Annotated in this window: 31 protein-coding genes; 9 read left to right on the forward strand and 22 right to left on the reverse strand. The window is 72.7% G+C overall.

The window, feature by feature from the left end; translation table 11 throughout:
- Window positions 1-98: 98 nt before the first annotated feature.
- Complete coding sequence (locus tag ACFYP3_RS05195; RefSeq protein ID WP_388826969.1) at window positions 99-1,313, reverse strand: 4-hydroxybenzoate 3-monooxygenase; 1,215 nt, start codon at window positions 1,311-1,313, stop codon at window positions 99-101.
- A 179-nt stretch (window positions 1,314-1,492) separates the two neighbouring features.
- Window positions 1,493-1,897 carry a hypothetical protein gene (locus tag ACFYP3_RS05200; RefSeq protein ID WP_388826971.1) on the reverse strand — a complete coding sequence of 135 codons (405 nt, stop codon included), beginning with the start codon at window positions 1,895-1,897 and terminating at the stop codon, window positions 1,493-1,495.
- 180 nt (window positions 1,898-2,077) lie between these two features.
- Here ACFYP3_RS05200 and sigJ point away from each other — a divergent pair, with 180 nt between their 5' ends.
- Complete coding sequence (gene sigJ / locus ACFYP3_RS05205) at window positions 2,078-3,031, forward strand: RNA polymerase sigma factor SigJ (RefSeq protein WP_388826974.1); 954 nt, start codon at window positions 2,078-2,080, stop codon at window positions 3,029-3,031.
- Window positions 3,032-3,121: 90 nt separating this feature from the next.
- Here the strand turns inward: sigJ and ACFYP3_RS05210 are convergent, their stop codons facing one another.
- Window positions 3,122-3,535, reverse strand: a complete 414-nt coding sequence (locus ACFYP3_RS05210; RefSeq protein WP_388826977.1) for a hypothetical protein — start codon at window positions 3,533-3,535, stop codon at window positions 3,122-3,124.
- A 194-nt stretch (window positions 3,536-3,729) separates the two neighbouring features.
- On the opposite strand from ACFYP3_RS05210, the gene ACFYP3_RS05215 reads away from it, so the two are divergent.
- On the forward strand, window positions 3,730-3,954 hold the full coding sequence (locus ACFYP3_RS05215; protein WP_388826980.1) for a three-helix bundle dimerization domain-containing protein: 225 nt from the start codon (window positions 3,730-3,732) through the stop codon (window positions 3,952-3,954).
- A 130-nt stretch (window positions 3,955-4,084) separates the two neighbouring features.
- On the opposite strand, the gene ACFYP3_RS05220 is transcribed toward ACFYP3_RS05215, so the two are convergent.
- Complete coding sequence (locus tag ACFYP3_RS05220) at window positions 4,085-4,654, reverse strand: hypothetical protein (protein WP_388826983.1); 570 nt, start codon at window positions 4,652-4,654, stop codon at window positions 4,085-4,087.
- A gap of 1 nt (window position 4,655) precedes the next feature.
- Entirely contained in the window at window positions 4,656-5,198 is a 543-nt protein-coding gene (locus ACFYP3_RS05225; protein WP_388826986.1) for a hypothetical protein, read from the reverse strand.
- 180 nt (window positions 5,199-5,378) lie between these two features.
- On the opposite strand from ACFYP3_RS05225, the gene ACFYP3_RS05230 reads away from it, so the two are divergent.
- The gene (locus ACFYP3_RS05230) at window positions 5,379-5,891 is read left to right on the forward strand and encodes a flavin reductase family protein (RefSeq protein ID WP_388826989.1); all 513 of its coding nucleotides are present in this window, start codon (window positions 5,379-5,381) and stop codon (window positions 5,889-5,891) included.
- A gap of 95 nt (window positions 5,892-5,986) precedes the next feature.
- Here ACFYP3_RS05230 and ACFYP3_RS05235 read toward each other — a convergent pair whose 3' ends face one another.
- The 4 genes from ACFYP3_RS05235 to ACFYP3_RS05250 are packed head-to-tail and all read right to left on the reverse strand — an operon-like array spanning window position 5,987 to window position 8,736.
- Window positions 5,987-6,655 (reverse strand): HAD family hydrolase, encoded by a 669-nt coding sequence (locus ACFYP3_RS05235; RefSeq protein WP_388826992.1) that lies wholly within the window; start codon window positions 6,653-6,655, stop codon window positions 5,987-5,989.
- Window positions 6,652-7,716 (reverse strand): iron-containing redox enzyme family protein, encoded by a 1,065-nt coding sequence (locus ACFYP3_RS05240; RefSeq protein WP_388827644.1) that lies wholly within the window; start codon window positions 7,714-7,716, stop codon window positions 6,652-6,654. Before ACFYP3_RS05240 ends, ACFYP3_RS05235 begins: the two co-directional genes overlap by 4 nt.
- A gap of 8 nt (window positions 7,717-7,724) precedes the next feature.
- Window positions 7,725-8,066, reverse strand: a complete 342-nt coding sequence (locus tag ACFYP3_RS05245; RefSeq protein ID WP_388826995.1) for a CDGSH iron-sulfur domain-containing protein — start codon at window positions 8,064-8,066, stop codon at window positions 7,725-7,727.
- Window positions 8,050-8,736 (reverse strand): HemK2/MTQ2 family protein methyltransferase, encoded by a 687-nt coding sequence (locus ACFYP3_RS05250; protein ID WP_388826998.1) that lies wholly within the window; start codon window positions 8,734-8,736, stop codon window positions 8,050-8,052. The genes ACFYP3_RS05245 and ACFYP3_RS05250 overlap by 17 nt, the downstream gene beginning before the upstream one ends.
- A gap of 316 nt (window positions 8,737-9,052) precedes the next feature.
- Here ACFYP3_RS05250 and ACFYP3_RS05255 point away from each other — a divergent pair, with 316 nt between their 5' ends.
- Both ACFYP3_RS05255 and ACFYP3_RS05260 read left to right on the forward strand, forming a co-directional pair.
- Window positions 9,053-9,790 carry a VOC family protein gene (locus ACFYP3_RS05255; RefSeq protein ID WP_388827646.1) on the forward strand — a complete coding sequence of 246 codons (738 nt, stop codon included), beginning with the start codon at window positions 9,053-9,055 and terminating at the stop codon, window positions 9,788-9,790.
- A gap of 127 nt (window positions 9,791-9,917) precedes the next feature.
- Window positions 9,918-10,442 (forward strand): VOC family protein, encoded by a 525-nt coding sequence (locus ACFYP3_RS05260; protein ID WP_388827001.1) that lies wholly within the window; start codon window positions 9,918-9,920, stop codon window positions 10,440-10,442.
- A gap of 21 nt (window positions 10,443-10,463) precedes the next feature.
- Here the strand turns inward: ACFYP3_RS05260 and ACFYP3_RS05265 are convergent, their stop codons facing one another.
- Complete coding sequence (locus ACFYP3_RS05265) at window positions 10,464-10,826, reverse strand: transglycosylase family protein (protein ID WP_388827004.1); 363 nt, start codon at window positions 10,824-10,826, stop codon at window positions 10,464-10,466.
- 372 nt (window positions 10,827-11,198) lie between these two features.
- On the opposite strand from ACFYP3_RS05265, the gene ACFYP3_RS05270 reads away from it, so the two are divergent.
- Together ACFYP3_RS05270 and ACFYP3_RS05275 are read left to right on the forward strand one after the other, a co-directional pair.
- On the forward strand, window positions 11,199-12,110 hold the full coding sequence (locus tag ACFYP3_RS05270) for an SAM-dependent methyltransferase (RefSeq protein WP_388827007.1): 912 nt from the start codon (window positions 11,199-11,201) through the stop codon (window positions 12,108-12,110).
- Window positions 12,107-13,234, forward strand: coding sequence for a hypothetical protein (locus ACFYP3_RS05275; RefSeq protein WP_388827010.1), 1,128 nt, complete (start codon window positions 12,107-12,109; stop codon window positions 13,232-13,234). Before ACFYP3_RS05270 ends, ACFYP3_RS05275 begins: the two co-directional genes overlap by 4 nt.
- A gap of 51 nt (window positions 13,235-13,285) precedes the next feature.
- On the opposite strand, the gene ACFYP3_RS05280 is transcribed toward ACFYP3_RS05275, so the two are convergent.
- The 5 genes from ACFYP3_RS05280 to ACFYP3_RS05300 are packed head-to-tail and all read right to left on the reverse strand — an operon-like array spanning window position 13,286 to window position 17,529.
- Window positions 13,286-14,683 carry a cytochrome P450 gene (locus tag ACFYP3_RS05280; protein ID WP_388827013.1) on the reverse strand — a complete coding sequence of 466 codons (1,398 nt, stop codon included), beginning with the start codon at window positions 14,681-14,683 and terminating at the stop codon, window positions 13,286-13,288.
- Window positions 14,680-15,300, reverse strand: coding sequence for an ATP/GTP-binding protein (locus ACFYP3_RS05285; RefSeq protein WP_388827016.1), 621 nt, complete (start codon window positions 15,298-15,300; stop codon window positions 14,680-14,682). Before ACFYP3_RS05285 ends, ACFYP3_RS05280 begins: the two co-directional genes overlap by 4 nt.
- Complete coding sequence (locus ACFYP3_RS05290) at window positions 15,281-15,640, reverse strand: DUF742 domain-containing protein (RefSeq protein WP_388827019.1); 360 nt, start codon at window positions 15,638-15,640, stop codon at window positions 15,281-15,283. The genes ACFYP3_RS05285 and ACFYP3_RS05290 overlap by 20 nt, the downstream gene beginning before the upstream one ends.
- A complete protein-coding gene (locus ACFYP3_RS05295) occupies window positions 15,637-16,044 on the reverse strand; it encodes a roadblock/LC7 domain-containing protein (protein ID WP_030713382.1) in 408 nt (135 codons plus the stop codon). Before ACFYP3_RS05295 ends, ACFYP3_RS05290 begins: the two co-directional genes overlap by 4 nt.
- A 6-nt stretch (window positions 16,045-16,050) precedes the next feature.
- On the reverse strand, window positions 16,051-17,529 hold the full coding sequence (locus ACFYP3_RS05300; protein WP_388827022.1) for a sensor histidine kinase: 1,479 nt from the start codon (window positions 17,527-17,529) through the stop codon (window positions 16,051-16,053).
- 459 nt (window positions 17,530-17,988) lie between these two features.
- On the opposite strand from ACFYP3_RS05300, the gene ACFYP3_RS05305 reads away from it, so the two are divergent.
- On the forward strand, window positions 17,989-18,324 hold the full coding sequence (locus ACFYP3_RS05305) for a hypothetical protein (RefSeq protein ID WP_388827025.1): 336 nt from the start codon (window positions 17,989-17,991) through the stop codon (window positions 18,322-18,324).
- A gap of 125 nt (window positions 18,325-18,449) precedes the next feature.
- Here ACFYP3_RS05305 and ACFYP3_RS05310 read toward each other — a convergent pair whose 3' ends face one another.
- From ACFYP3_RS05310 to ACFYP3_RS05325, 4 genes are all read right to left on the reverse strand, one after another.
- Entirely contained in the window at window positions 18,450-19,586 is a 1,137-nt protein-coding gene (locus tag ACFYP3_RS05310; protein WP_388827028.1) for an aryl-sulfate sulfotransferase, read from the reverse strand.
- A 32-nt stretch (window positions 19,587-19,618) separates the two neighbouring features.
- A complete protein-coding gene (locus tag ACFYP3_RS05315) occupies window positions 19,619-20,614 on the reverse strand; it encodes an ABC transporter substrate-binding protein (protein ID WP_388827031.1) in 996 nt (331 codons plus the stop codon).
- 71 nt (window positions 20,615-20,685) lie between these two features.
- Window positions 20,686-21,402 (reverse strand): ABC transporter ATP-binding protein, encoded by a 717-nt coding sequence (locus ACFYP3_RS05320; protein WP_388827034.1) that lies wholly within the window; start codon window positions 21,400-21,402, stop codon window positions 20,686-20,688.
- Window positions 21,399-22,178, reverse strand: coding sequence for an ABC transporter permease (locus ACFYP3_RS05325; RefSeq protein WP_388827037.1), 780 nt, complete (start codon window positions 22,176-22,178; stop codon window positions 21,399-21,401). Before ACFYP3_RS05325 ends, ACFYP3_RS05320 begins: the two co-directional genes overlap by 4 nt.
- 128 nt (window positions 22,179-22,306) lie before the next feature.
- On the opposite strand from ACFYP3_RS05325, the gene ACFYP3_RS05330 reads away from it, so the two are divergent.
- Window positions 22,307-22,876, forward strand: coding sequence for a helix-turn-helix domain-containing protein (locus ACFYP3_RS05330; RefSeq protein WP_388827040.1), 570 nt, complete (start codon window positions 22,307-22,309; stop codon window positions 22,874-22,876).
- An 18-nt stretch (window positions 22,877-22,894) separates the two neighbouring features.
- Here the strand turns inward: ACFYP3_RS05330 and ACFYP3_RS05335 are convergent, their stop codons facing one another.
- From ACFYP3_RS05335 to ACFYP3_RS05345, 3 genes are all read right to left on the reverse strand, one after another.
- Window positions 22,895-24,181 carry an extracellular solute-binding protein gene (locus ACFYP3_RS05335; RefSeq protein WP_388827043.1) on the reverse strand — a complete coding sequence of 429 codons (1,287 nt, stop codon included), beginning with the start codon at window positions 24,179-24,181 and terminating at the stop codon, window positions 22,895-22,897.
- 221 nt (window positions 24,182-24,402) lie between these two features.
- Complete coding sequence (locus tag ACFYP3_RS05340; protein WP_388827046.1) at window positions 24,403-24,975, reverse strand: YceI family protein; 573 nt, start codon at window positions 24,973-24,975, stop codon at window positions 24,403-24,405.
- 52 nt (window positions 24,976-25,027) lie between these two features.
- A complete protein-coding gene (locus tag ACFYP3_RS05345) occupies window positions 25,028-25,507 on the reverse strand; it encodes a hypothetical protein (RefSeq protein WP_388827049.1) in 480 nt (159 codons plus the stop codon).
- Window positions 25,508-25,588: the final 81 nt, after the last annotated feature.

A 25,588-nucleotide genomic window follows, 5' to 3' on the forward strand; every position in this document is an offset into this window, starting at 1 on the left:
GGGCCGGTGCTGGGGCGTCGTGGGGTGGAGCGTGGCGTGGCGTGGTGGAGCGTGGCGGGGGTGGAGCGTGGCGGGGGTGGGGCCGGGTGGGGCCGTGGTCACACGCCGACGTAGTTCTCGGCGAACCAGTCCTGGTGGGCGCGGGACGTGCGCAGCGAGTCGAGGCGGGCCCGCCGCAGGGAGGCGTGGAAGAGCGATCCGCCCGACTGCTCCTGGCCGGGGACCGCGTGCAGCAGCCCGGTCATCCACTGGGTGAACTCCTGGGCGCGCCAGATGTGCGCCAGGCACTGCGCCGAGTAGCGGTCGAGGGCCGTGCCGTCCCCTCCGGCGAGGGCCTCGGTCAGGGCCCCGGCCAGGATCTCCGCCTCCAGGACGGCGAGGTTCGCGCCCTTCGCGGCCGCCGGGGCGGTCAGGCTCGCCGCGTCGCCGGCCAGCAGGAGCGAGCCGTGGCGCAGCGGTTCGACGACGTCACAGGCCAGGTCGACGACGCCGCGCTCGATGATCGGACCCCTGTGCAGCGGGCCGTGCTCCGTGGCGCGCATGCGCACGTCGAGTTCGTCCCAGATCCGCTCCTCGGACCAAGCGTCGGCGGACGCGCCGCGCCGGCACTGGAGGTAGTAGCGCGTGACCTGCGGGCTGCGGGCCATGTGGCCGGCGAAACCGCGGTCGTGGACGGCGTAGCCGACGGCGTCGAGGCTGGGCGGGGCTTCGGCGAGCAGACCGAGCCAGCTCACTCCGTGGTCGTGGTGGTGGCGCACCGCGCGGGGCGGGAGCGAGCGGCGGGCCGCTCCGTGCCGGCCGTCGCAGCCGGCGACGTACCGGGCGTCCCAGCGGGTGGGGCGTCCGTCCGGCTCGCGGGTGGTGACGTAGGGCCGGGGGCCGTCGGCGTCGTGGACGGCGATCGCCTCGGTGCGGAAGCGGATGCGGCCGCCGGCGTCGAGGTAGCGCGTCAGGAGGTCGGTCACCAGGTTCTGCTGCGGGTAGACGGTGTGCTGCTCGCCACGGCCCAGGGCGCCGTAGTCGAGCCGGAAACGGCCGTCCCCGGTGCGGAACTCGCACGTGCCGTGCGGGCGTCCGTCGCGGTGCAGCCCGTCGGCGAGACCGTGGCGGTCCAGGATCCGTACGGTGTTCGGGGCGAGGAATCCGGCCCGGGCCCGGGTCTGGACATGGGAGCGGGCGGCGCGTTCGAGGACGACGCAGTCGATCCCGGCGGCGAGCAGGAGGTTCCCGAGCAACAGGCCGGCGGGGCCCGCTCCGAGAACGACGACATCGGCCGCTTCACATAACGCCTGGCAATTCTGACTTTCTCTCATAGCGCGGGAATCATAAGCACGGAAGAACTCGGCAATGATCAAGAGCAATTCGGATGCCGCAATAGAATGAAGATCGCCCTTTCTTCCGTGGAGCACTCCGCCTTCGGACGCCGGCCGGACCCGCGTCCCCGGTGCCCTGCCCGATCCCCGCGGGCAGGGTACCGGGGTGTCCGCGGCGGCTACGCGCGCCTGCCGGCCCGTTCCGGCCGGCGGACGGACAGCACCCGGCCCAGGTCCAGCACGCTCAGGCCGAACATCAGGACGCCCAGCGGGACATGGACCGACGGCACGCGCGCGATGCCGAGCACCACCTGCACCGAGGCGAGTACGAGGAAACCGGACGCGTACAGGATCGGGCGGGGCGAACCGCCGCCCGGCCGCCACGCCAGGACCGCGGCGAGCACGTACAGCATCGACGCGCCGTACATCATGCGTGCTCCGATGCCGTGCAGCAACTCGCCGTGGGACGAGGACAGCAGCAGTCCCGCCGTGGCCGCCTGGAAGAAGATGCCCGCCGTCTGCAGGGCGATCGCGACCTGCTGGAACGTGACTCTGCCCGGTGCTGCCGTCATCTGTGTGGCCATGGCGTGGCCCCCCTCGTCTGCCTCGCGGCGGTGGATCGGTAGTGTCTCGTCCGTCCGACGACGCGGGCCCCCGAAGTGTGAGGTGTGAGGCGGAGCGTCGGCGCTCACACTCCGGTGCGGTGTTTCGTCGAAGGGCCGAGAGCCGAAGCGGACGAGACGAACCAGGGAGCGGTCACGAGCATGAGCACCCCATCCGAGGCAGGGCACGGCCGGTCCGAGCCGGACCTGAGCGTGGTCGTGGGCGAGCGGCGCCAGCTGATCAACCTGGCCTACCGGCTGCTGGGTTCGCTGGCCGAGGCCGAGGACGCCGTGCAGGAGACGTACACCCGCTGGTACGCGATGTCGCGGCAGCAGCAGGAGGCCATCGAGTCGCCCGGTGCCTGGCTGACGACCGTGGCCGGCCGCATCTGCCTCGACGTGCTCGGCTCGGCGCGGGCCCGGCGCGAGCGCTACGTCGGCGCGTGGATACCCGAGCCGCTGCCCGACCGCAGGGAGTGGTTCAGCGGGCGGGCCGGCGGCGGCAGCGGCCAGCCGGACGACCCCGCCGACCGGATCACCCTGGACGAGTCCGTGAACATGGCCTTCCTCGTCGTGCTGGAGTCGATGACGCCGGCCGAACGCGTGGCGTTCATCCTCCACGACGTGTTCCGCTACCCCTTCCCGGAGGTCGCCGGGATCGTCGGCCGCACGCCCGCGGCCTGCCGCCAACTGGCCTCCTCCGCCCGCCGACGGATGCGCGCAGCGCAGGCCCCGACGACCGCGACGGCCGGACAGGCCGGCCTGGTACGGGACTTCAAGAAGGCGTGGGAAGCCAAGGACATCAAGGCGCTCGTCGGCCTGCTCGACCCCGACGCCACGATGACCGCCGACGGCGGCGGCCTCGTCGGTACCGTCCTGCGCCCTGTCGTGGGCAGCGCGCGGATCGCCGAGTACCTCATCCACATCGCCGACAAGGCCCCCGGACTGACCCTCCTGGAACGGACGGTCAACGGCCGGCCCGGCCTGGTCGCCCAACACCGCGGCATCACCGTGACCGTGGCGGCGTTCGGCCTCAACGACGACCGCGTCACCCGAATCTGGGCCGTCCGCAACCCGGAGAAGCTCCGCCCGTGGACCGAGTTCACCGAGAACTGACCCGCAGCCGGGCGTGGTTCGGCGCCGTCGGCCCCTGAGCGTGCCGGCGGCGCCTTTTCAGTGCCTGGTCAGTGGACCGCGTGCGGCCCCTCAGGGCATCTCGTCGGGGTCGCAGCTGGCGCGGCGCAGCCCGATCGTGCGCAGGGCCCGCATCAGGGCTTCGGCATCTCCCTCGCGCACCACATGGACGGCCCCCTCGACTGCGAGGCCGGACACCCCTCGGGGCATGCGGGCCGCGGCCGTGCGCAGCACCACCGCGCTCGGCGGGTCCAGGGCGCGCACCCCGTGGAAGACGCGCAGGACGCCCGGGTCCGCGTCGAGGCTGTCGAGCCCGGCCGGCAGGGACAGGACCGTGATGTCGGGCAGGAGGACACGGGCGTGCGCGAGGGCGACGGCGGGGTCACGGGCGTGCGACACGACCCGGAAGTGCGGGTTGCGCTGGATCCCCGAGCGCAGCAGCTCCACCTGCTCGCCGTCGGGCACCCCGACCACCAACACCGTCATCACCTGTTCCATCCTGCTCCCCGGCCCGGCACGGCGCGAGGCGACCGGGACGCGGAGCGGGATCCGGGTGCGACGGGTTCGGCCGGTGGGGGCCGCCGAGGGTCCCGCAGAGCGGCGGAAGATCGACTTCCCGGCTGCGGGCCGCTCCACGAGACTGGGCCCACGCGGTCCCCGACGGAAGGCGGAGGTGCCAGATGGCGGATCCGGAGGATGCCCTTGCCATCCGCCATGTGGCCGAGCGGCTGATGGAGGCGCACCCCCAACTGGACACCGGCCTGATAAGAGCGTCCGTCCAGACGGCGTACGACGAGCTCAGGTACGCACGCGTCCGCACCTACCTGCCGGTCCTGATGGAACGCCGGGCCAGGGACCTGCTCCCCTCCGACGAACCACCGGACGCGTCGAGCCCACCCGGATGAGCAGCAGGCCCGGCTCGCCGCCCCCGCCGGCCGCGAGCCGCACCTCAAGGCCGTCGGTCGCCCGCCGGCCGGCGCTCACGTCGTGTCGCCCGGTCGGCCCAGGCGACCCGCCTCTGCTCGCGCGGCCCCCTCAGGTGTTCAGGAGCCGGTTGAAGAAGGACCGGTAGTGCTGCAGTGCGAGCCGCAGTTCCTCGGTCGCGACCTGTTCGCCCTGGCCCCACTGCCCCTCCAGCCCCTGCTTGTGGGCGGAGAAGGTACGGGCGAGGGTCTGCATCACCTCGGCGACGAGGGCGTCCGCGGACCTGACCGCCTCCTGCGGGTCGTCGACGAACCGGCCCTGGATCTCGTTCCACGCCTTGCGGTAGTCCGCCGTGTCCTCGGCGCCGAGCAGCGGCTCGTCGGCGACCCCTGCGCCTGCGGCGCCACCCGCCCCGCCGGTCCCCTCCGGGGTCCGGTCCGCGGTCCGGTCCGTCAGGCGCTCGTCGCCGTTCTCGCGGGTCCCGGGCTCATCGGTGGCCGTGTCCAGCGTGGCCTCCCCCGGGTACACGGGCGCCGTCCGCCCGTCATCCGTGCCCGCGTCCCTGTCGGCACCCCGGTCAGCTTCCCTGTCGGCGTCCGCGGTCGGCACCGGGTGGGCGATGTCCGCCGTCGTGATGCCGGCCTCGCCGACCTGGTCCTCGTTGCTTCCGTGGTTGCGCATCTCATCGGCTCCTCTGGTCGGTCAGGAGGTCGTCGAACAGGGCGCGGTAGTGGACCATCGCCCCGCGGAGTTCCTCGGTCGTCGTCCGCTGGTCGGCGCTGCGCACCTTGACGTCGTGGGCGGCCCGGTAGTGCTCCAGGGTCCGGCCGTGTTCGACGGAGAGGTCACGCAGTTGGCCGTGGTAGTCGTCCGTCGGGTACCCCCGCTCGCGCATCAGCCGCGACACCAGTTCGTCGGCCTCCTCCACGGAGCCTTCCGGCCGGTCCACGAAGTGCTCCTGGACGGTGCTCCATTCGGCCGCGTACCGGTCCCGGCGTTCGGCGGGCAGTTCCTTGATCTCCAGCTGGTCGTGGCGTTGTTCGCGCTCGCGCAGCTCGCGCTCGGCGGCCCTGCGGCCACCTTCCGCCTCGACCGTGCGGTCGTATTCGGGTCCGAACCTGTTCTGCAGGTGTCGTCGTCGCGCCATCATCCACAGGGCGACCGTGAGCGCGATCACGATGAGCGCTGCGACCACGATGACGGCTATGAGTGTGCTGGTTGACATGTGCGGCCTCCATTTTCCCGGGGCCTCGTCGGCTTCGGTGCCTCGTCGGATTCACTGACGCGGCTGCCCCTGTCCGCGCCGGGCAAACCCCGGGCAAACCCGCGCGCCGCGGAGGGGCGGCGTGCGCGTGGTTCGAGGACGAACGGCCGGGTAGCCGCTCAGCGGCGAGAGGAGTTGCATATGCCCAAGACCGGGCTCGATGCCTTCACCGACGTACTGGACGGTCCGATGTACGTGGTCACGGTCGCGGCCGACGGCGAGCGCGGCGGTTGCCTGGTGGGATTCGCCGCCCAGTGCTCGGTCCGCCCGCCGCGCTTCGTCGTGTGGCTGTCCACGGCCAATCGCACCTACCGCGTGGCGCGCGGAGCCACGTACCTCACCGTGCACGTACTGCGCCGGAACCAGCACGCGCTGGCGGAGCTGTTCGGCGGCGAGACCGGCGACCGGGTGGACAAGCTGGCGCAGGTCGCCTGGCGGCCGAGCAGGCACGGCAGTCCGGTGCTGACGGACGTGCGCACCTGGTTCGTCGGCAGGATCGAGGGGCAGATCGAGGGCGGCGACCACGTGGGTTTCCTGCTGGCCCCCGTCGAAGAGGGCCCGCCGGAGGACGGGGACGGTGCCGACGGGGTGGAGGGCGGCGGGCTGCTGCGCCTCAGCGACGTCGAGGACATCTCTCCGGGCCACCCCGTGTGACGGCCGCCCCGGTTCGGGGACGGCCGCACCGCTGACCGCCGCCCCCGGACCGGCTCACGGACGACCGCACGGGCTCACGGCCGCGGACCCGCCGCTCACCGCCGTCGCTCGGCGAAAGGGCTGCTGTCGAGGTGGGCGAGCAGGTCGGCGGGGTGCCGGTAGACGGCGCGGGCCCCGGCCTCCTCCAGGTCCCCCCGCGGGATGCCGCCGCACAGCAGACCCACGCAGGTGACGTCGGCCCGGGAGCCCGCCCGCATGTCCCAGACCGTGTCGCCGACGAACACGGAGTCGCGCGCGGCGGCGTCGGCGAGGCCGAGGGCGTGGTGCACCTGATCGGGTGCCGGCTTGCCCTCGCTCACGTCCTCGGAGCTCGCCGTCGCGGTGATGGCGTCGTCCGCCCCGATGGCCCTCCTGAGCGCGTCGAGCTCGGCGTCCTTCGCCGAGGTCACGAGCACGACCCGCCAGCCCCTGCGGTCCAGCTCGCGCAGCAGCTCGGCCGCCGCGTCCAAGGGGGGCAGCCGGTCGAAGTACGTGCCGTAGAGGGTGGTGTGCGCGGCGCTGAGGGCGTCGTCCTCGTCCGTGTCCCGGTCCTCTCCCAGCAGATGGGCGAGGAGGTCCTCGCCGGGCAGTCCGATCGCGCGGTGGACGTCGTGCATGGCGACATCGTGGCCCGCCTGCCGGAAGGCCTCCCACCAGCACACGACATGGAGGTGATTGGTGTCGGCGAGGGTGCCGTCGACGTCGAACAGTGCGGCGCGGTTCATGTCCGCCTCCCACGGGTTTCGGCAGCCGGGACCGCGAGGACCGGCAGGGGCCGACGCAACGCGCTGCGCCCCTGGTCCCAGGCCGCCCGGATGTGGGCCGCGAGGCGGTCCTCCAGCAGAACGGTCGCCGCGCAGCCGAAGGCGACGTCCGCTTCGAGGCTGGGCTCGGCGGCGAGGAGGCCTGCGACGACCTCGTGGCGTACGACCTGTTCGTGGACGGCGTCGGCCTCCACGTGTTCGGCGTAGAAGTGCTCGGCGGCGGGTCCCGCCCCGCACCGGCGCATGGCCTTGGCGAGGCGCCTGGACCCGGGCGAGGAGGTGATCTCGACGCACGCGAAGTGGCCGATGAGGGCGCCGCGTGAAGCCCGGTGGAGACCGAGGAGCGACATGAGGTTGACGGTCGCGAGCAGGGGCGCGGGTGCGCGGTCCAGGTAGTGGCCGTACTCGGGATTCAGGCCGAGGTCGGTCATCAGGGCCGCGAAGAGCTCCGCGTGGATGCGGTCGGCGCGGCCGGCGCCGAACTCGTCGTACTCGATGGCGACCATGGCGGCCTTGGCCCGTCCGGTGAGCCGGGGGATGACCCAGGCGTGCGGGTCCGCCTCCTTGAGGTGGTAGAGGGAGCGCAGGGCGGCGTACTCGCGCAACTGCCAGAGTTCGCCGTCCGTTTCGAGGTGGCGGCTGAGGCTGCCGGAGAGGTCGACGGGCTCGACGAGCAGTGGGGCGAAGGCCTCGTCGACCGATCGGGGTCCGTCGGACAGCTCGGTGCGCAGGGCGTGGAGGAAGCGGGTTTCGAGGGCTCCGCGCAGGCGCAGCAGGTCCGGATCCCATTCGCGCTCGTCGTCGACGCCGTCGAAGCCCCGGTAGTGCAGTTCGTAGAGGAGGTAGAGCGCGAGCTGGAGGTCCTCGCCCCACGGGTCGGCCTTCAGTACGGACCCGGTGGCGTACGCGGGCGGGCTGCCGGACCGCAGGGCCTCGGCCACGGCCGTGGACAGCGGGCCCCGCCCCTCGGCCAGGCGGGGGCCGGGGGCGGGGGCCGTCGTGCCGGGGCTGGGAGGGGTCATGAGGGTCATCACGGGGTCCTGTCCTCGGAAGGCGGCGGATCGGTCCGCTCGCGACGGCGGTGGCTGGTGTCGCACCAGGGGTACGTACGGCTGCGGCGGCAGGTGCAGACCGCGACCTGGAAGCGGTCGGAGCGGGCGACCGTCCCGTCGCCCAGGACGATCTCGACCGGCCCCTCGACGAGGACCGGGCCCTCGGGATCCACGGACACCCGGCGGGGGTCCCGGCCGGAGGCCGCGCGGGCGTCCGGGCGGGAGTCCGCGTGGGTGTCGGGACGGGATTCCGCGGGGGCGTCCGGGCGGGATTCCGCGCGGATGTCCGGGCGGGGGGCGCTCTCAGAGGTTCCGGGCACGGATGACCACCAGCTCTTCCCACTCCTCGGCCTCGCCGGCCAGTCCCCGATCCTGCAGCCAGGCCCGTCGTGAACGCAGGACCGGCCCCCACGGCACGGACGCCCTGGCCGTGACCTCCGCCGCCAGGCCCGCGCCGGCCAGCCGGTCCACGGTCGCCTCGGCTCCGCACATGCCCGAGTGCACCAGGAGCAGCACACCGCCGGGTCGTAGCAGGTCGGGGGCGCTGGCGCAGATCCGGTCGATGATCACGCGACCGTCGGGGCCGGCGTCCCAGGCCCGCTCCGGCCCGTGCGACGGGAGCCGGTCCGCCGGGGCGGGGACGTACGGCGGATTCGCGACGACCAGGTCGTATCGGCGCCCGGCGGTGCGGGCGGCGAAGTCGCCGTGCAGGACGCGCAGGGGCAGGCGTCGGCGCCACGCGTTCAGCCGTGCCGTGAGCACGGCGGGCCAGGAGACGTCGACCGCCGTGACCCGGGCTCCCCTGCCGGCGGCGTGCAGGGCCAGTGCCCCGGTGCCGGTGCCGATCTCCAGGGCGTCCGTCCGCGGCCCGAGCTCCTCCTGGGCGAGCGCGTCCGCGAGGAGGCGGGTGTCCGCCTGGGGCCGGTAGACACCCGGCAGCGCCAACAGGCCGGGCGGCAGGGTGCCCGAAGTGAGAGCCGTACTGGACACCGCGTACCTCCGGGGTCGAGGGCGGGTCCGGCGTGGCGGACCCGAATGACGGATGGGACTGTGCGGCTGCCCCGTCAGACGGACCCCATCCACGAACGCGTGGATCTTCGGAGGATCACACGGAACCGGTACCGTCCGTCCCGGCCCGGTGACCATGCGGCGCGCCCACCGCCCGGTTCGGACCGCAGGTCACGGCCCGGCGCGGTGGCCGGGTCTACGGTGGAAGGGTCCCGTCCCACCTGAGCGGCAGATGAGGCTGACAGCTGTGTCGACGTCGAGCCACGAGATCTTCGGTGCCCCGTGCTGGGTCAGCCTGATGGCCCGGGATCTCGGTTCCGCCCAGCAGTTCTACGGCGCCGTGCTCGGCTGGGAATTCCGCACCACGCACCTGGGCCACGGCATGATGGTCGCCTTCCGCGACGGCGCTCCCGTCGCGGGGGTCGGCACGCTCGGCGGGAGCGCCGGCGCGCCGGTGGTGTGGACGCCGTACTTCGCCGTCGACGACGCCGACGTGACCGCCGCGCGGATCCGTGAACGCGGCGCCACCATGGCGGTCGGTCCCCTGGCCTTCGGCACCGGGCGGGCCGCCCTCGCGGCGGACCCCGACGGGGCCGTCTTCGGCTTCTGGCAGGGCGAGGTCGTCCCCGACTGGTCGGTCGGCCGCGGGAGCGCCCCGGCGTGGCTGGAGCTGCGGACCCGCGACGCGTTCGCCGCGGCCATCTTCTACGGGGAGGTGCTCGACTGGGGCAGCGAGCGGCCGTCCTGCTGCACGGTCTCCTACGAGCACGACCACGTCGTCCTGCGCCACGGCCGCGACACCGTCGCCCGCATCAGCGGCGGCGCGCTCGAAGCGGCGCCCGACCCCGAGGTGCGCCCCCGCTGGCACGTCCACTTCCGTGTGCCCGACCTCGAAGCCGCGGTCGACGCCGCCATCCGCCTGGGCGGCCGGACCGCCTCACCCGTGCAGTCGTCCAGCACGAGCCGCTGGGTCGTCCTCGCCGATCCCGAAGGGGCGCTCTTCACCGTGGTGGCGCCCCAGGACACGCTCACCTGACCCACTGACCCACCCGCCCGGCCGCACGGAGCCGTGGCACGACGACTCCGCCCTTCTAGGACGGAACCTGACCTGATTGCGTCCTACTGTCGTCACGTCAGCAGGAATCGACGGAGAGGACGTTCCGATGAAGCACACCGCACCCGAGGGATACACCAGCGTCGCGCCGTGGGTCGTCACGGACGACACCGGCGCGCTGCTCGACTTCATCGCCACCGCCTTCGACGGCGAGGAGATCTCCCGCGTGCCGCTGGAGGACGGCACCATCGGCCACGGCGAGATCCGCGTCGGAGACACGGTCGTACTGGCCTTCGACCGCAGGCCCGACTGGCCGGTGATGCCCTCCCTCCTGCGCGTCTACGTACCCGACGCCGATGCCGCCATGGCCGCCGCGGTGGCGCAGGGGGCGAGGGTGGTCACCGAGGCCGTCGACAGTGCGTGGGGCGACCGCGGCGGGCGGGTGCGCGACCCGTTCGGCAACATCTGGTGGGTGACGAGCCGGGTCGAGGACGTCGCACCGGACCGGGCCTGGCAGCGGATGTCCGAGCCGAAGTACGCCGAGTCGATGCGCATCGCCCAGGCGACCCTCGACGCCGAACTCGGCGGGCGGGAGTCCGGGGTGGCCAGCGCTCCCCGACACCCGGCTCCCTGATCCGTGCCGTTCCGCGGGCCGTCAGCGGCGGCGTGCGCAGGTCCAGGCCCCCATGCCCTGGATCCTGGCGAGTCTGCGCGCCGTCGCGATCTGTTCCGACTTCGTGGCGAGGTCGGCGCGCGGGGCGAATCGGCCGCCTCCGGCGGCCTTCCAGCTCGACTGGGTGAACTGCAGCCCGCCGTAATGGCCGTTGCCGGTGTTCGCCCGCCAGTTCCCGCCGGACTCACATCGGGCGATGGCATCCCAGTCGGGTTTGGGTTTGGAGTGGACGGCGGCGGCGTGAGCCCCGGACGCGTCCCACAAGGCCACGGTCAACAAGACCGCTGAAGCGAGCAGTTGGCCGAGCATGCGCCGGCTGCGCCGGTCCTTCCGGTTGCACGACATCAGTCCTCCTTCGCTGTTGGGGCGGACCTGCCGCGAACAGCGGGCGGGCCGCCTACGACCCCCTTCGGGCCGTGGCCACAGCAGAGCACGGACCGACCTGCTTCCCGCGGCACTTGCGGTCCGCGAAGGGGAGACGCCACCCGAACGGACGCTCTAAGACCCCTCGCGCAGGCGCGTCGGGGCCCTGGGGCGGCGCTCCACCGGGCCGATCACGCGCGCCGCCGATGCGGCTTCGTGTTGCTCCAGTGGGCTGACGTGGGGCTGCTGAAGTGCCACGATGATCCGTGCTTCAACAGTGTGCCGTTCGGGACGCGGTGAGCGGTGACAGCGCGTCCCGGTGGCAGCCCTACCCCACGAAAGGGCGGACACCCCATGCGCGTCACTCCTCTCGTATCGTCCTTAGCCAGCGAGCAGGGCTCGGCCACGGACGACATACGGCTCTACTACAGCCACAAGACCCAGGAGATCCTCCAGAAGTACGGCCCGGGCCCCCGCGTCCACTTCCACGTGGGGCTGTACCCGGACGGCCCGCCGGACACCACCGTCTCCCAGAACATGCTCAAACAACGCATGCTCGACGCCCAGGAGCGGATCGTCGACCACGCGGCCCGGTCCTGGGGTGCGTACGAGGCACCTCCCCGGCGGCTGCTGGACATCGGCTGCGGCCTGGGCGGGACGTCGCTGTACTGGGCGCAGGAGCACGGGGCATCGGTCACCAGCCTCACCGTCGCCGGCGAACACATCCCGATCGTGCGGCACTTCGCCCGGGACGCCGGGGTCGGCGGGCGGGTCGTTCCCGTACTGGCGGACGTGCACGACCTCGACGAGACCCGTGCGTACGACGCCGTCTACGCCAACGAGAGCAGCGGCTACACCGATCGTGCCCGGCTCTTCGACGTCGTCGCCAAGGCACTGGAGCCCGGCGGATGGTTCGGGATCCAGGAACACTTCATGGGCCGTTCCGAGTGGCGCGAGTTCATCGACGACTACTACAGAACGCGCCTGGGGCTGCGCGGGGAATACCTGGCCGCGGCCGAGGCGGCCGGCTTTGAACTCGTGCACGACGAGGACGTGACGGACTCGGTGGCGGAGTTCTGGGTGCAGTCCATGGCGTGGAACACCGCCGAACTCGACCGTCTCCGGGCGGGCCGTGCCGAGCCGGGTGCGTGGACCCGCGAACGACTCGAACAGTCGACGCTCGCGCACAGCAGGTTCTTCCGGCTCTGGCGTGACCACGCGGTGCAGACCAGACTGCTGCAATTCCGGTTGGGGGGTGGCCGATGACGGTGTCGTCCGCACCGGTGCCGCGCCCCTCGCTGCTCGGTGCGCGCCTGCCGTCGTTCTACTGCCCCCTGGAGCGCGACCTCCTCCATCCCGAGGCGAAGCAGGTGGAGGCCCGCGCGATCGAGTGGCTGGACGCCTTCGGCCTGTACCCCGATCCGGTCGAGCGCGCGTGGGGACTCGCCACCCACAGCGCCGACTTCTCGTGCCGCATCATCCCCGACGGGAACGTGGAGGCGCTCCTGCTGTTCACCGAGTGGAACTACTGGGCCAACGCCGTCGACGACTGGCAGGATTCGGGTTCCGACGAGGTGGGGACCGGCGCCGTCGTCGAACACGGGGCGCGGCTGCTGCGGACCATCGAGGACCCGGGGGCGTCGGTACTGCCCGACGGACCGATGACCCGCGCGCTGCTGGACCTGGTGGGCCGCACCCATGCCCTGCTCACCCCCTACGAGTTGCGCCGGTTCGTCGAGGGGACGCGTGACTGGCTGCTCGGGGCGGCCTGGCGCGCCGCCCAGGCCGAGGCGGGGACCATGCCGGGGCTGAACGACTTCGTCGCCATGGGGCCGTTGGCGAACGGTACGCGTTTCTCGCTGACCTGGTCCGATGTCGCGCGCGGGGACCGGCTGCCGGCGGACGTGCTCTGCTCCCCCGCCCTGATGGCGCTGACGGACGCGGCGGGGTTCGTCGTCAGCGCGGACAACGACCTGTTCTCCTACGACAAGGACGACCATCTGGAGCCGCGGGAGGTGAACCTCGTCAACGTCCTGGCCCACCAGGAGAACTGCTCGCCCGCCGCGGCCGTGCCGCTGGCGGTGGCCCTGCGCGACCAGGTGATGGTCCTCTTCACCAGACTGCGGGCGCAGGGGGAAAGCAGCGCGGACGCGGCGGGTGGCTCGGGCGGGGAACTGCGGCGTCATCTGGCCGCGTTGGGTCACTACGTGGCCGGCTCCATCGCCTGGCAGAGCCGCGCCCCCCGGTACGCGAGCCCCCGCAACCGGCATCAACTGCCGCTGTCGGAGGCCAGGTTCGCCCTGCGGTACGCCGACGCCCCCAGCGTCGACGGTACGGAGCCACCGGATGTGCCGGCCCTCGCCTCCTGGTGGCGGCACGTACGCGACTGAGCACGGGGCCCCGGCCGGTGCGGCCGGGGCCCTCGGTTCGGACGGCCTGCCTCAGCGGCGGGCGAACAGCCGGCGCCACCAGCTGACGCCACGGCGACGGCGGCCGCCGACTGCGGGCGCCGCCGTCGGCTGCGGCGGGATGAGCGCGTGGACCGGGTGCCCGGCGGGCTGCTCCTCCTCGGGCTGCGGGACCGGCGCGGAGTGCGGGGCGAACCGTACCGGCAGCGAGAGCAGGTGGCGTGACATGAGGGTGCCCCGCCATTGCAGCTCGCTCGCGTCGACGGCCAACTGGAGGTCGGGCAGCCGGTCCAGCAGGACCTCGATGCCGGTGTCCGCGATGGCGCGTCCGATGTCCTGGCCCGGGCACTCGTGCGGTCCGCTGCTGAAGGCCAGGTGGGAGCGGTTGCCGTGGACGGAGACGTTGGGGTCCGGCCGGATCTGCGGGTCGGCGTTGCCCGCGGCGAGGCCGAGCAGGATCATGTCGCCGGCCTTCACCTGCTGGCCGCCGAGCAGGGTGTCGCCGGTGGCCCAGCGCCCGATGATCGTGTTGATCGGCGGGTCGTCCCACAGGACCTGTTCCAGGGCGTCGGGCAGGGTCATGTGGCCCCCGGAGAGGCTGGCCCGGAAGCGGGGGTCGGTCAGTACGGTCCGCAGCGTGTTGGCGATCAGGTTGGCGGTGGTCTCGTACGCCGCGATCAGCACGACGCGCAGGTGCATCAGCACCTCGGTGTCGCTCAGGTTCGCGGGGTGCTCGATCAGCCAGGAGGCCAGGTCGCGGGCGGGCCGGGCCTTGCGCTCCACGACCAGGTTCTCCAGTGTGGCGGTGACGTAGCGGTCGCTCTGGAGGGCCGTCTCGGTGCCCTGGAGCATGTCGCGCGCCGCGTTGACCAGCAGGGGTCCGTGTTCGTCGGGGGCGCCGATGAGCTGCGTCATGACCAGCATGGGGAGCTGGTCGGAGAAGGCCGACACCAGGTCGGCGTACCCCTCGGCCGCGATCTGGTCGACGAGCTGGTTGGCGAAGCGGGTCACGTAGCGGCGGATGCCGCGCTTGTCGAAGCGCTCCAGGGACTCCACCACGGCCGAGCGCAGCCGCTCGTGGACGGGTCCGTCGGTGAAGTTGCACACCGGCACCCAGGAGACCATGGGGCCGAGCGGGGTGTCGGCCGGGACCCGGCCCTCTCTCATGTCGCGCCAGCCCCGGGGGTCGCGGGCGAAGCGCGAGGACGTGCGCGCCACGTCCAGGTTCTCCCGGTGGCCGAGGACCAGCCAGGCCGGAAGGTCCCCGCTCACCAGTACGGGGGCCACCGGGCCGTGTTCGGCCCGCAGCTTCTCGTACAGCGCGAAGGGGTCGGCCTCGGCCTCGGCTCCGTGGAGCCGGTACAGGCCGCCCGCCGTCGCCGCCGCGGCGTGGGCGGGGCACTCGGGCGGTGGGGTGGGGGTGGTGCTCACATTGCCTCCTGGGTGGCTGCCTGGGAGTGCAGGTAGCGCATGAGGGTCAGCAGGACATCGCGGGACGAGTCCCGCCGTCTGGCGTCGCAGACGAGGATCGGGACGGCGGGGGGCAGATCGAGGGCCTGGCGCAGTTCCTCCACCGGATGCTCGGGCGCGCCGGGGAAGGAGTTGACGGCCACGACGAAGGGGACGCCCCGCTCCTCCAGCCGTCCGATGACGTCGAAGCTGATCTCCAGTCGTCGGGTGTCGAGGAGTACGACCGCTCCGAGCGCGCCCTCGAAGAGTCCGCGCCACAGGAACCAGAACCGCTCCTGACCGGGGGTTCCGAACAGGTACAGGACCAGTTCTTCGTTGATGCTGATGCGGCCGAAGTCCATGGCCACGGTGGTGGTGATCTTGCGTGCCACGCCCCAGGTGTCGTCGACGCCGACACCGGCCCGGGTCATGGTCTCCTCCGTCGTCAGCGGCTTGATCTCGCTGACCGCACCGACCATCGTCGTCTTGCCCACGCCGAAGCCGCCGACGATGACGACTTTCACGGCGGCCGCGGCCGTCTGCGGGAGTATGTCCGCCTCGCGCGGCCCGGCGGCCAGGTCAGAGTTTCTGAAGTCCATCGATCACTGCCTCGATCAGAGCAAGGTCGGGTAGCTGCGCGGCGGGGACGGGCGGGCGGACGTACACGCGCTGAGCGGCCATCAGGTCTCCGACCAGCACGGTGACGACGCTCACGGGCAGGCCGGCGTACGCGGCGATCTCGGCCACCGACAGCGGTGACTGGCACATCCGGAGGATGGCCGCCTGCTCGGGTTGCATCTCGGGCCGGGCGTGCCCTTTGGCCACGACTAAGGTCACGAGGTCCAGATGGACGGCGGTGGAGGGTCCACTGCGTCCGCCGGTGATGACGTAGAGCCGTTCGGGGCTGCCGTCCTCCCAGCTTGTGGGCGGCTCATTCACGCGGGCTGCCCGTCATGTCGGGGCGGGCTGCTCAGGTGGTCCCCCATTCGGGTCACCAGGTTGCGCATCTGCGCGCCCATCAGGCCCGCGTCCACACCCTCGTCGGCGAGGACCGCGAGGTACGAGCCGTCGCCGGCGGCCATCAGGTAGAAGAACCCGCCGTCCATCTCGATCACGACCAGGCGCATCCTGCCCTCGGAGCGGGGCAGTTCCGCGGCCACCGCTCCGGCGAGGCTCTGCAGGCCCGCGCAGGCCGCCGCCAGGCGGTCGGCCGTGTCGGTCTCGGCCCCGTACTGCGCCACGCAGAGCCCGTCCGCGGACAGGACGATCACGTGCCGTGTCTGCGGCACTCCGGCGGCCAGGTCCTTGAGCATCCAGTCCATGCTGCTGATTCGCTGGGTCATCACTGCTTACGCCCCCTTGGTCGCTGAACCCGACGCGCCCTCGGCGCCCGGCGCGTCGTGGCCGGGCGCGCCGGACAGTCCGCTGTGGAAGGCCTCCAGCCACATCCCGGGGCCCTGGCCGTCGGCCGGCTGCGGCTCCGCGGCCGGCCGGACGTCGAAGGTGGTGGCACGGTCCTTCCGGCGTCGCTGCGGCAGGCCGGTCGCGGTGCGTCCGATCTCCGGCTGCCCGCCGGCGGCGGGCGCCGGCCTGGGCACCGGGGCCGGTGCCTGCCGGGGCGCGGACACGCCGGCCGGCGAGCGGTCGAACGGGTGCTCGCGCGGCGTGGCGGCCACCGCCCTGGGGCCGGAGGAGGAGCCGATGCCGTGGGCAAGACCCGTCGCCGAGGAGGCCGTGGTGATCAGGTGCTGCGGCACGATGACGACGGCGCGCACGCCGCCGTACGCGGACGAGCGCAGGGAGACCTGGAACCCGTACGCCTGTGCCAGCCGACCGACCACCGCGAGGCCCAGCCTCGGTGTCTCGCCCAGGTCGTTGAGGTCGATCCCGGACTGTGCCTGGGCCAGCATCTTCTCGGCTCGGCCGCGGGCCTCCTCGCTCATGCTGAGGCCGCCGTCCTCGATCTCCACGGCGATGCCCGACTGCACCTCGACGGCCGTGAGGTGGACCCGGGTGTGCGGCGGCGAGTACCGGGTGGCGTTGTCCAGCAGCTCCGCCAGGGTGTGGATCAGCGGCTCCACGATCGGGCCGACGACCGCGACCTCGGAGACCGAGTGGAGCTCCACGCGCTGGTAGTCGATGATCCGCGACATCGCGCCGCGCATCACGCTGTACAGCGTGACGGCCCTGCTCCACTGGCGGCCGGGGCGCGCGCCGCCGAGGACGGAGATGGAGTCGGCGAGGCGGCCGATGAGGGCGGTGCCGTGGTCCAGTCGCAGGAGGTCGCCGAACACGTCGGGGTTGCTGCCGTGCCGGTCCTCCATCTCGCGCATCTCGTGGGCCTGCTGGTGGACGATCGCCTGCACGCGGCGGGCGACGTTCACGAAGGCCCGCTGCGCCGAGTCGCGCAGGCTCTCCTCGTTGTCGACGGCGTCGATGACGTGGGACAGCACGGCCTGCAGAGCGGCGCGGAAGCCCGGGGTCAGGGCCTCGTCGTTGCCCCAGCGGTCGCCCTGGCCGCCGCGCCCGCCGAGGGCCGTCAGCACGTCCTCGGCCAGCTCGCCCCTGCGCAGTCGCTCGATGGCCTCGGGCAGCACCACCTGGGACAGGCGGGCCGCCTCGGTCTCCTGCCGGGACAGCGCGTGCTGCATGGCCGCGACCCGGGCGCGCTCGGCGGCGAGCGCGCGGCCGCGCCGTAAGGCTTCGACGAACACCACTGCGGTGCACACGGCGGCCACGGCGATCAGTGCGGTGCCGACCGGTGCCGTGGCGGAGGCGAGTGCGCCGACCAGGCAGGCGGCGCCCACGAACGCGGACGCGGGCATCATCCGGCTTGCTCTCCCCTCCACGTGGGCGCTTTCGGGGGGAATGTCTCTTTGCTCCATCGGCGTCCTCGAACTATCGAAAAAGGGGGGCCTTCTGACCGGTGGGCGGGAGCATAACTACGCCCAACTTCCCGCACGTGTGGTTTCGTTGGAGTTCATCGGACCGGAGGAACCGATATGCGCCAAGGTCAGCGCCGGATTCCGGCGCCGGCGCGGCCCCGTGCGCGGCGCCCGGCGGTGTAGCGGGAGGTCGGCGGGGTGGCGGCCCCGTTCGCGGCGCGTGAACGGGTGCTCACGCTCCGATGAGTTCCGGCCGCACCCCTTCGCCGGCCGGTGGCGCCCCGGCCGGAAATGCGCTAGGTCGTCTCCGGGGCGCGCGGCGGGGGCTCGACTGCGCCACACTGGTCGCCAGGCACCCCGCACGGCGGTGCCGTCCGGATCCCGGTGGGCGGGAGGCGCAGCATGGTCATCAGTCACCGCATCGCCGAGGACACCCTGCACGTGCGGATCCTCCAGGAGCTGGACGTCACCAACCGGTCCGCGGCCGCCCTGCAGATCGAGTCCCTCGTCCACGCGCACCGCCCCTCCCGGGTCACGGTCGAGCTGCCGACCGACGCCCCCTCCCCCATGACCTTCAGCGCGCTGGCCCGCGCACAGCGGATGTGCCAGAGCCTCGGCATCCCCCTCACCGCGACCGGACCCGGCGAGCACGCGCCTGAGCTGCCGCTCGGCCCCGGCCCCGGTGCGGGTGCGGGCCGACCCCGGTCACTGGAACACGGCGCGCGCCACGACCACTGAGGGAACGGGGACCGGAGCCGGCCCGTCGCGAACGGCCGAGACGGCGGACGCGATCACTTCCGATGGACGGGCCCCGCCACGGCCGTCCGCTCCGCGTCCCGCGCCGGGCGCCGGTGCGGACGTGCTCATCCGTGCTGCGCGGGATTCCCTCCGGTCAGCCAGGGGAACTGGTCGGCGGAGTAACGGTAGGCGCGGAAGACCGAGTTCTGGGCGCCGGCCGAGGACTCCAGGCCGACGCCCTCGCCGAAGGACCGGAACTGCGGCACGACGAACTCCCAGACCACGTCGCCGTCGGGCGTCACCTCGAAGAGCCGCCCGAAGGAGCCCTCGGCGATGAAGGTGTTCCCGTTCGGCAGTCGCTGCGCGCTGGACATGTACGGGCTGTAGAAGTTCTGCGGCGGGTTGTCCTGGTAGGACCACACCTGCCGACCGGTGCGCGGGTCCAGTTCCAGCACCCGCGAGTACGGCACGGAGGTGGTGTCGCGGTAGGTGCCGTTGTCGAAGACCAGGATGTTTCCGCCCGGCAGCTCGTGCGGGTGGTGCTGCTGCGCCAGGACGTCGGGGCCGATGTGCCACAGCACGGACCCGTCGGCCCGGTCGACGGCCACGGTGGAGGACGCGCTGCGGAAGCCCACCACGATCGAGCCGTCGGCGCGTTCGTTGACGGTGTTGGCCATGGGCCAGTGCTCGCGGCCGAAGTGCGGGTTGAGCGGGAACTCCGCCGGGTCGAGGTGCTCGATGGCGGCCCAGCGCCACACCTCTTCCCCGTCCCAGGTCAGCTCGTACACCACGTCCCCGTAGATCACCCCGCCCGGCGCCTCGGAGCCGGGGATGCCGCCGCGGATGCGGGCCGCGTCGGCCGGGTCCAGCGGTTCGACGACCGTGACGATGAGGTTGCCGTTGCGCAGGACGGAGGCGTCGTGGTGGTGGAAGGGGTGCCTGACCTCGCGGATCACGGTGGAGTCCGGGGCCAGTTCCTGGAAGATGCCGCCGTGGTAGACGTCCCAGATGGGGAAGAGCGTCGGGCTGTCGGTGTCCTTGGCGGCGTAGAAGAGGTTCCCGTTCGGGAGGAGCTGCGCCTGACGGCCGGGCGGGTGCGGGGAGTTCCAGGTGTGGACGGACCGGCCCTCGATGTCGACGAGGTGGATCTCGCCGGCGCTGGTGATCGGGGTGTAGAGGGTGAGGCCGCCGTGGCTGCGCTCGGGGTCGTGGGCGATCAGGCCGGTGCCGCGGCGGCGCAGGGTGTTCTGGTCGACGGTCATGGGGATCGGGCTCTCCTCGGGTGGGTGTGGGTTCAGCGGACGGTGACGGCGGCGGGGTCGACCGCCGTCAGGGGGCCGGGGTTCAGGTACCGCAGCAGTGCGGTGCGGTCGGCGGCGCCCGGCAGGTTCTGGGCGGCCTTGGCCCAGGCGGCCTCCTCCTCCAACTGCGTCAGCAGCTCGGGGGTGAGGGTCGCGCCGTAGGTGTAGCGGGGCTCGTAGGTGTCGACGTAGCCGGCCTGGAGAGCGCCCTTGGACTGGGCCACCAGGGCCTGCCGCGCGCCGGCCGGGTCTTCGCCGATCGCGTGCTGGGCGCGCCGCAGGGTGCGCAGGACGGCGGTGGTGGTCTCCTCGGTCGCCTTGGGGCCCGCGATCAACAGGGTGCGTGCGGTGTAGCCGGTGAACGGGAGCTCGGCGTACCGCTCGCCGAGGGCGGTGCGCGCGGCGTCGTAGAAGCCGGGGAAGGTGACGCCGGCGTCGACGTCACCCCGGGCCAGTGCCGAAGTGACCTGGTTCGGGGCGAGGTTGACCACGGTCACGTCGGCGGCCGTCAGCTGTACGGACGCGAGCATGCGCGAGAGCGCGTACTCGACGTTCGTGCCCTGCGGAACTCCGATCTTGCGGCCCTTCAGAGCGGCGAATCCGGTGATCTGCCGGTCGGTGCGGGTGAGCAGGCGCCAGTCGGAGAAGCGGGACAGGTCGGCGACGATCCGCAGGTCGCGCCCGCCGAGCGCGGCCGTGACCGCGGGCAGGTCGCCCACGACGCCGAGCTCCGCCTGGCCGCCGAGCACGGCGTTCAGGGCGTCGCGCCCGGTGGGCCGGGTGGTCACGGCGGCGTCGATGCCCTCCGCGGACCAGAGCCCGCGCTCCTGGGCCACGTAGACGGGCGCACCGCCGAGGTGGTCGCTGCCGGCCAGGGAGACGGCCGGACGGTCGCCGCCCGTGGGCGTGGAGCCGCCGGCGCAGCCCGCGGTGAGCACGCTGAGCAGCGCCGCCATCAGTACGACGGTGGCCGCGCGGGGTCCGGGCATGGGGGGTCCTTCCGGGGACGGTGGTGGGGTGGTGGTCGTGGAACGGCGCAAGCGTGGGGCTCCTGCGGGCTTCACTCGGAGCCGAGGTGACGTGCGATCAGTGAGCGCAGGTCCGGGTCGGGAGGTCCGTCGGGCACCGGGTGGTCGGCCAGCACCCGTCCGGGGGATCCGCCGAGGACGACGACCCGCTGGGCGAGGGCCAGGGCCTCGTCGATGTCGTGCGTGACGAACAGCACGGTGGTGCCCCTGCGCTGCCACAGCTCCCGCAGCAGGCTCTGCATACGGGTGCGGGTCAGGGCGTCCAGGGCCCCGAACGGCTCGTCCATCAGGAGGACTTCGGGCTCGGCGGCCAGGGCGCGGGCCAGTGCCACGCGTTGTTGCATGCCGCCGGAGAGCTGCGCCGGGTACTTGTCGGTGCCGCCCGCCAGGCCGACCTCGGCGAGCGCCTCCAGAGCGCGTCGCCGGCGTTCCGCGCGCGGCAGACCGAGCCGCTTGAGGGCGAACTCGACGTTGCCGCGGGCGGCGCGCCAGGGGTAGAGCGCGTAGTGCTGGAAGACCACGCCGCGGTCCGGGCCCGGTCCGCGCACCGGCCGGGCACCGGCGGTCACCGCGCCGGTGGCGGGCGGTACGAAGCCGGCCACGGCGCCCAGCACCGTCGACTTGCCGCATCCGCTCGGCCCGAGCAGGGCGGTGAACGACCCTGCGGGGAATTCCAGGTCGGTCCGCTCCAGCACGGGGGCGGCGCCGTAGCCGAGGGTCAGTCCCTCCAGCCGTACAGCCAGGCTCATGACGTGCTCCAGTGCACGAACCGGCGGCCGATCCCGGCCAGGAGGAGGTCGACGGCCACGCCGAGCAGGCCGAGCACGAGCAGCCCGGCGAACATCCGGTCCACGCGCAGGAACTGGCCGTCGACCTGGAGGCGGTACGCCAGTCCGCTGTCCGCTCCGCCGAGCTCCGCGGCCACCAGGGCGAGCAGCGCCACCGAGGCCCCGTAGCGCAGCGCCGCGAGCAGGGCGGGTGCGGCGGCGGGCAGCAGCACCTCGGTGAAGCGGCGGTGCAGCGGCGCGCCCAGTGACCGGGCCGCGCGGAGGTGGGAGACCGGGACCCGGGAGACCCCGTCGTGTACGTAGAGCCACACGGCGAGCAGTACGGCGTAAGCGATCAGCAGGCGCTTGGCGGTCTCCCCGATGCCGAACCAGGCGGTGGCGAGCGGTACCAGGGCGATGGCCGGGATCGGGCGCAGGAAGGAGACGACCGGGGTGACGGCGGCGGAGAGCCGCGGCAGGTAGCCGGTGGCGAAGCCCAGTGCGCTGCCGATGAGGGCGCCCAGCGCGAAACCCTGCCCGGCGCGGGCCAGGCTGGCGCCGAGATCGGCGGCCAGGATGCCGCTGCGGGCGCTGTCCGCCAGCGCGGCCAGGGTCTCGGCGGGTGTGGGCAGGAGTCCCGGGGCCACCGCGCCGGACCGGCTGAGCAGGTACCACAGGGCGAGCACGGCGCCTGCCGCGCCCAGGGCCGGGCCCACCCGGCCGAAGGCCCGGCCGGGTGGTGAGGGGGTGGCTTGCACGGGGCGGCTCCTCCGTCGTCGATAAGTGAGGTCAATAATTGACCACGCTTATGAAGGGAGTGTTGCGGCAGTGCGAAATGTCGCCGGGGCCGCCGGCCCTTGATCGGCGATGCGGTACGTTCACCTGCGTGCCTCGACCCGAACCCACGCCCGAGGCGATCGAGGTCGGACGTGTGATCCGGAGCTGTCGCAAGCAGCGCGGCGTCCCCATGGCCGCCCTCGCCGCCCGCTCAGGCCTCTCGCAGCCCTTCCTCAGCCAGCTCGAACGCGGCCTGGCCACGCCCAGCCTCAGCTCGATCTACCGGATCGCCGAGGCGCTCGACGTCACGCCGGGCACCTTCCTCAGGCCGCCCGGCCGCCCCGGAGCGGTCAGCCATGAGAGCGATCCGCAGGTGATCCGGGTCAGCGAGACGGCGGGGCAGGTCGCGCGGGTGCTCATCCCGGGCGGGAGCAGTGCGCTGATGGAAGCGTACGAGCACCACTTCGAGCCCGGCCGGGGCGAGCGCGGCTGGTTCGAACATCCCGGCGAGGACTTCCTCTACGTCCTGGAGGGCGAGGTCGTCCTGGAGGTCGAGGGCGAGGCCCCGCTGACCCTGCGCGCCGGGCAGAGCGCCCACCACCGGGGCGAGGTCCCCCACCGCTGCCGCCTGGCGGGCCCCTCCCCCGCCCGCACCCTCCTGGTCATCGCCAACGCGTAGGGGCCGGCGGCGAGGCCTTCAGCTCTTGCCGCCGGCCTCCACCGCCTTGTCCGCGATCTCCTCCAGAACGGCCTTGGGGTCGCCGCCCGGCTCCACGGCGCGTCCGATGCTGCGCTTGATCGTGTCGCTGACCGTCACCCACGACGGGTCGTTCACCGGGTAGAGCCGGGCGGTGCGCAGCGCGCTCAGGAAGTCCTCGTCGGTCTGGCTGAGGCCGCCGCCGGCCGGGGTGCGCGCGGCGGAGGCGGTGGCCGGCAACAGGTGGTAGCGGCCGACGAAGTCCGACAGGTTCTTGTCCTGGTAGACGTACTCCAGGAACCGGCCGATCTCGGCTCCCTTGCCGTTCTGTCTGAAGGCCACCATCCAGTCGGCCACGCCCACCGTCGGCGGGCTCTCCGCGGTGCCGAGCGAGTCGGAGACCGGCATGGCGATCGCGCCGACCGTGATGCCCTTCGCGGCCGCGTCGTGCGCGAGTGACGGGTACCCGTTGAGCATGCCGACCTCGCCCCGCAGGAACGCGGCGAAGGCGTCGGCGCGGTTCAGCCGGGACGGCGGGGTGGGTCCGACCAGACCGGGGGTGACCATGTTGTCCTTGACCCACTGCCAGGTCCGGACGTTCTTCTCGGAGTCCAGGCTGTAGTTGCCGCTGCCGTCGGCGTAGCCGCCGCCGTTGCTGAGCTCCCAGATCAACGCCTCCGCGTGTGCCTCCTCCGGGCCCAGCGGCATGGCGTACGGGAACTTCACGCCCTTGTCCTTGAGCGCCTTGGCGGCGGCCTTGAGTTCCGACCAGGTCCTGGGGGCCTTCTTGACGCCGGCCTTGTCGAAGAGCGCCTCGTTGTAGAACAGGAGCCGGGTGCTCGCCACGAACGGCAGTCCGTAGAGGTGGCTGTTGACGGTCCCCGCCTCGGCCAGCGGCTGCAGGAAGTTCGCCTCGGCGCCGACCGACAGGAGCTCTTCCGCGGAGTAGAGCTTGCCCTGGGCCGCGAAGTCCGAGTAGGAGCCCATGAGCGCCATGTCGGGCGCCTTGCCCTCCTTGACCATCCGGGAGACCTCGCGGTCGATGTCGGCCCACGGCAGCAGCCGGACCTCGACCTTGACACCGGGGTGGGCGGCGGTGAAATCGCCGGTCACCTTGTCCCAGTAGGCCTTGGAACTGGTGGCGGGCGTATCGCCGTACTCCGCGGCCACCAGGCGGAGCGTACCGCCGTCCCCCGCGCCGTCTCCCGAACTGCCGCATCCCGACAGTGGTATCAGCAGGCCGAGCACGACCGCGGTGGCGGCCGTGCCGAAGGTCTTTCGTCGCACGGGTGTGTTCCCCTGATGTCGCTCGGATGTCGCTGCTCGTCGCACACCCGGCCAAGGGCGGCTGCCCGGCGGCCCGGTGGCCGGAATCATCTCCCGATGTCGAAGCGATTGATTCCTCTCGGGGGACATGTGTGGTCGATGATCCAACCGGGACGTCCCGCGCTTGTGGGTTACGACATGCCGCGGGCCGTTTTGACGCGCGTAGAGAGCGGCCCGCCTGGTCAGGCAGCCGTTGCGCCGGGGCCGAGAACGGCCTCGACGTCGACCACGACATCGACCATGGCGCTGACGACCACCCCACCGTGGTCGACCACGTCGTTCCAACTCACACCGAAGTCGTGCCGGTTGATCCGCGCCGTCGCGGTGAAACCGGCGCGCCGCCTGGGCCCGAGGTCCCGTCCGTCCTCCCACCACGGGGTGTCCCACTGTCCCAGGTAGGTGACGTCGAAGGTCACGGGACGCGTCACGCCGCGTACGGTGAGATCACCGGTGACCTCGAACTCCGTGCCGCTCAGCTGCTGTACGCCCGATCCGACGAACGTCCAGGTCGGGTGGTGGTCGACGTCGAAGAAGTCGGCGCTGCGGAGATGGGCGTCGCGCTGGGGCTGCCCGGTGTACACCTGCGTCGCGTCGACCGTCGCCTCGACCCGGGCCTCCTCCGGTCGGTCGGGATCGACCTCCAGCCGGCCCTGCACGTTCTTGAGCTGCCCGCGCACGTGGGTGACCATCATGTGCCGGGCGCGGAACTCCGCGGCGGTGTGGCCGGGCTCGAAGAACCACTCGGTCATGGCCATGTGCGCTCCCGGCCGACGTGCTCGCGCTCGTGTCCGCGGTGCGCCACCAGGGTCACCGGTGACAGTGGTGACGGCGGTGACCTCGGTGACCTCGGTGACAGCCGTGCTCGTTGACACCGTCCACGAGGAGGGCCACGCCGATGCCCAGCAGCCACACGTCCTTGGCGAGGCCGATTCCCTGCTCGGTGGGACGCAGGCTGCCTTCCTCCCGCATCCCCGGCGTCCGCAGGTACAGCCCCAGGGTGCCGACGGAGAAGGCGGTCACGGCGGCCCCCGCGACAGCGGCGGGGAAGACCGGCACGAGCAGCGCCGCGGCGATGGCGATCTCTCCGGCGGAGAGCATCCGGACGAACTTCCGCGCGTCCTGCTCGCCCAGGAACGGGTAGGTGGTGGCCGCGAACTGCTGCAGGCCCTCGGCGGTGTCCTCGTCCGCACCGAGCTTCGAGAGGCCGGAGCTCAGGAAGAACGTGCCGGCCGTCAACCTGAGCGGAAGCTGCCGCGCCAGGGAATCCCATGCCCAACCGAATGCCATGAGGAACCTCCCGGGAATGACCCCCAGCTACCACCCTGCCACCCCTTCGGACCCTGTCAAACGGACGTCGGCCCGGCCGGG

The sequence above is a fragment of the Streptomyces sp. NPDC005533 genome (genome assembly GCF_042871845.1).
GTDB lineage: Bacteria > Actinomycetota > Actinomycetes > Streptomycetales > Streptomycetaceae > Streptomyces.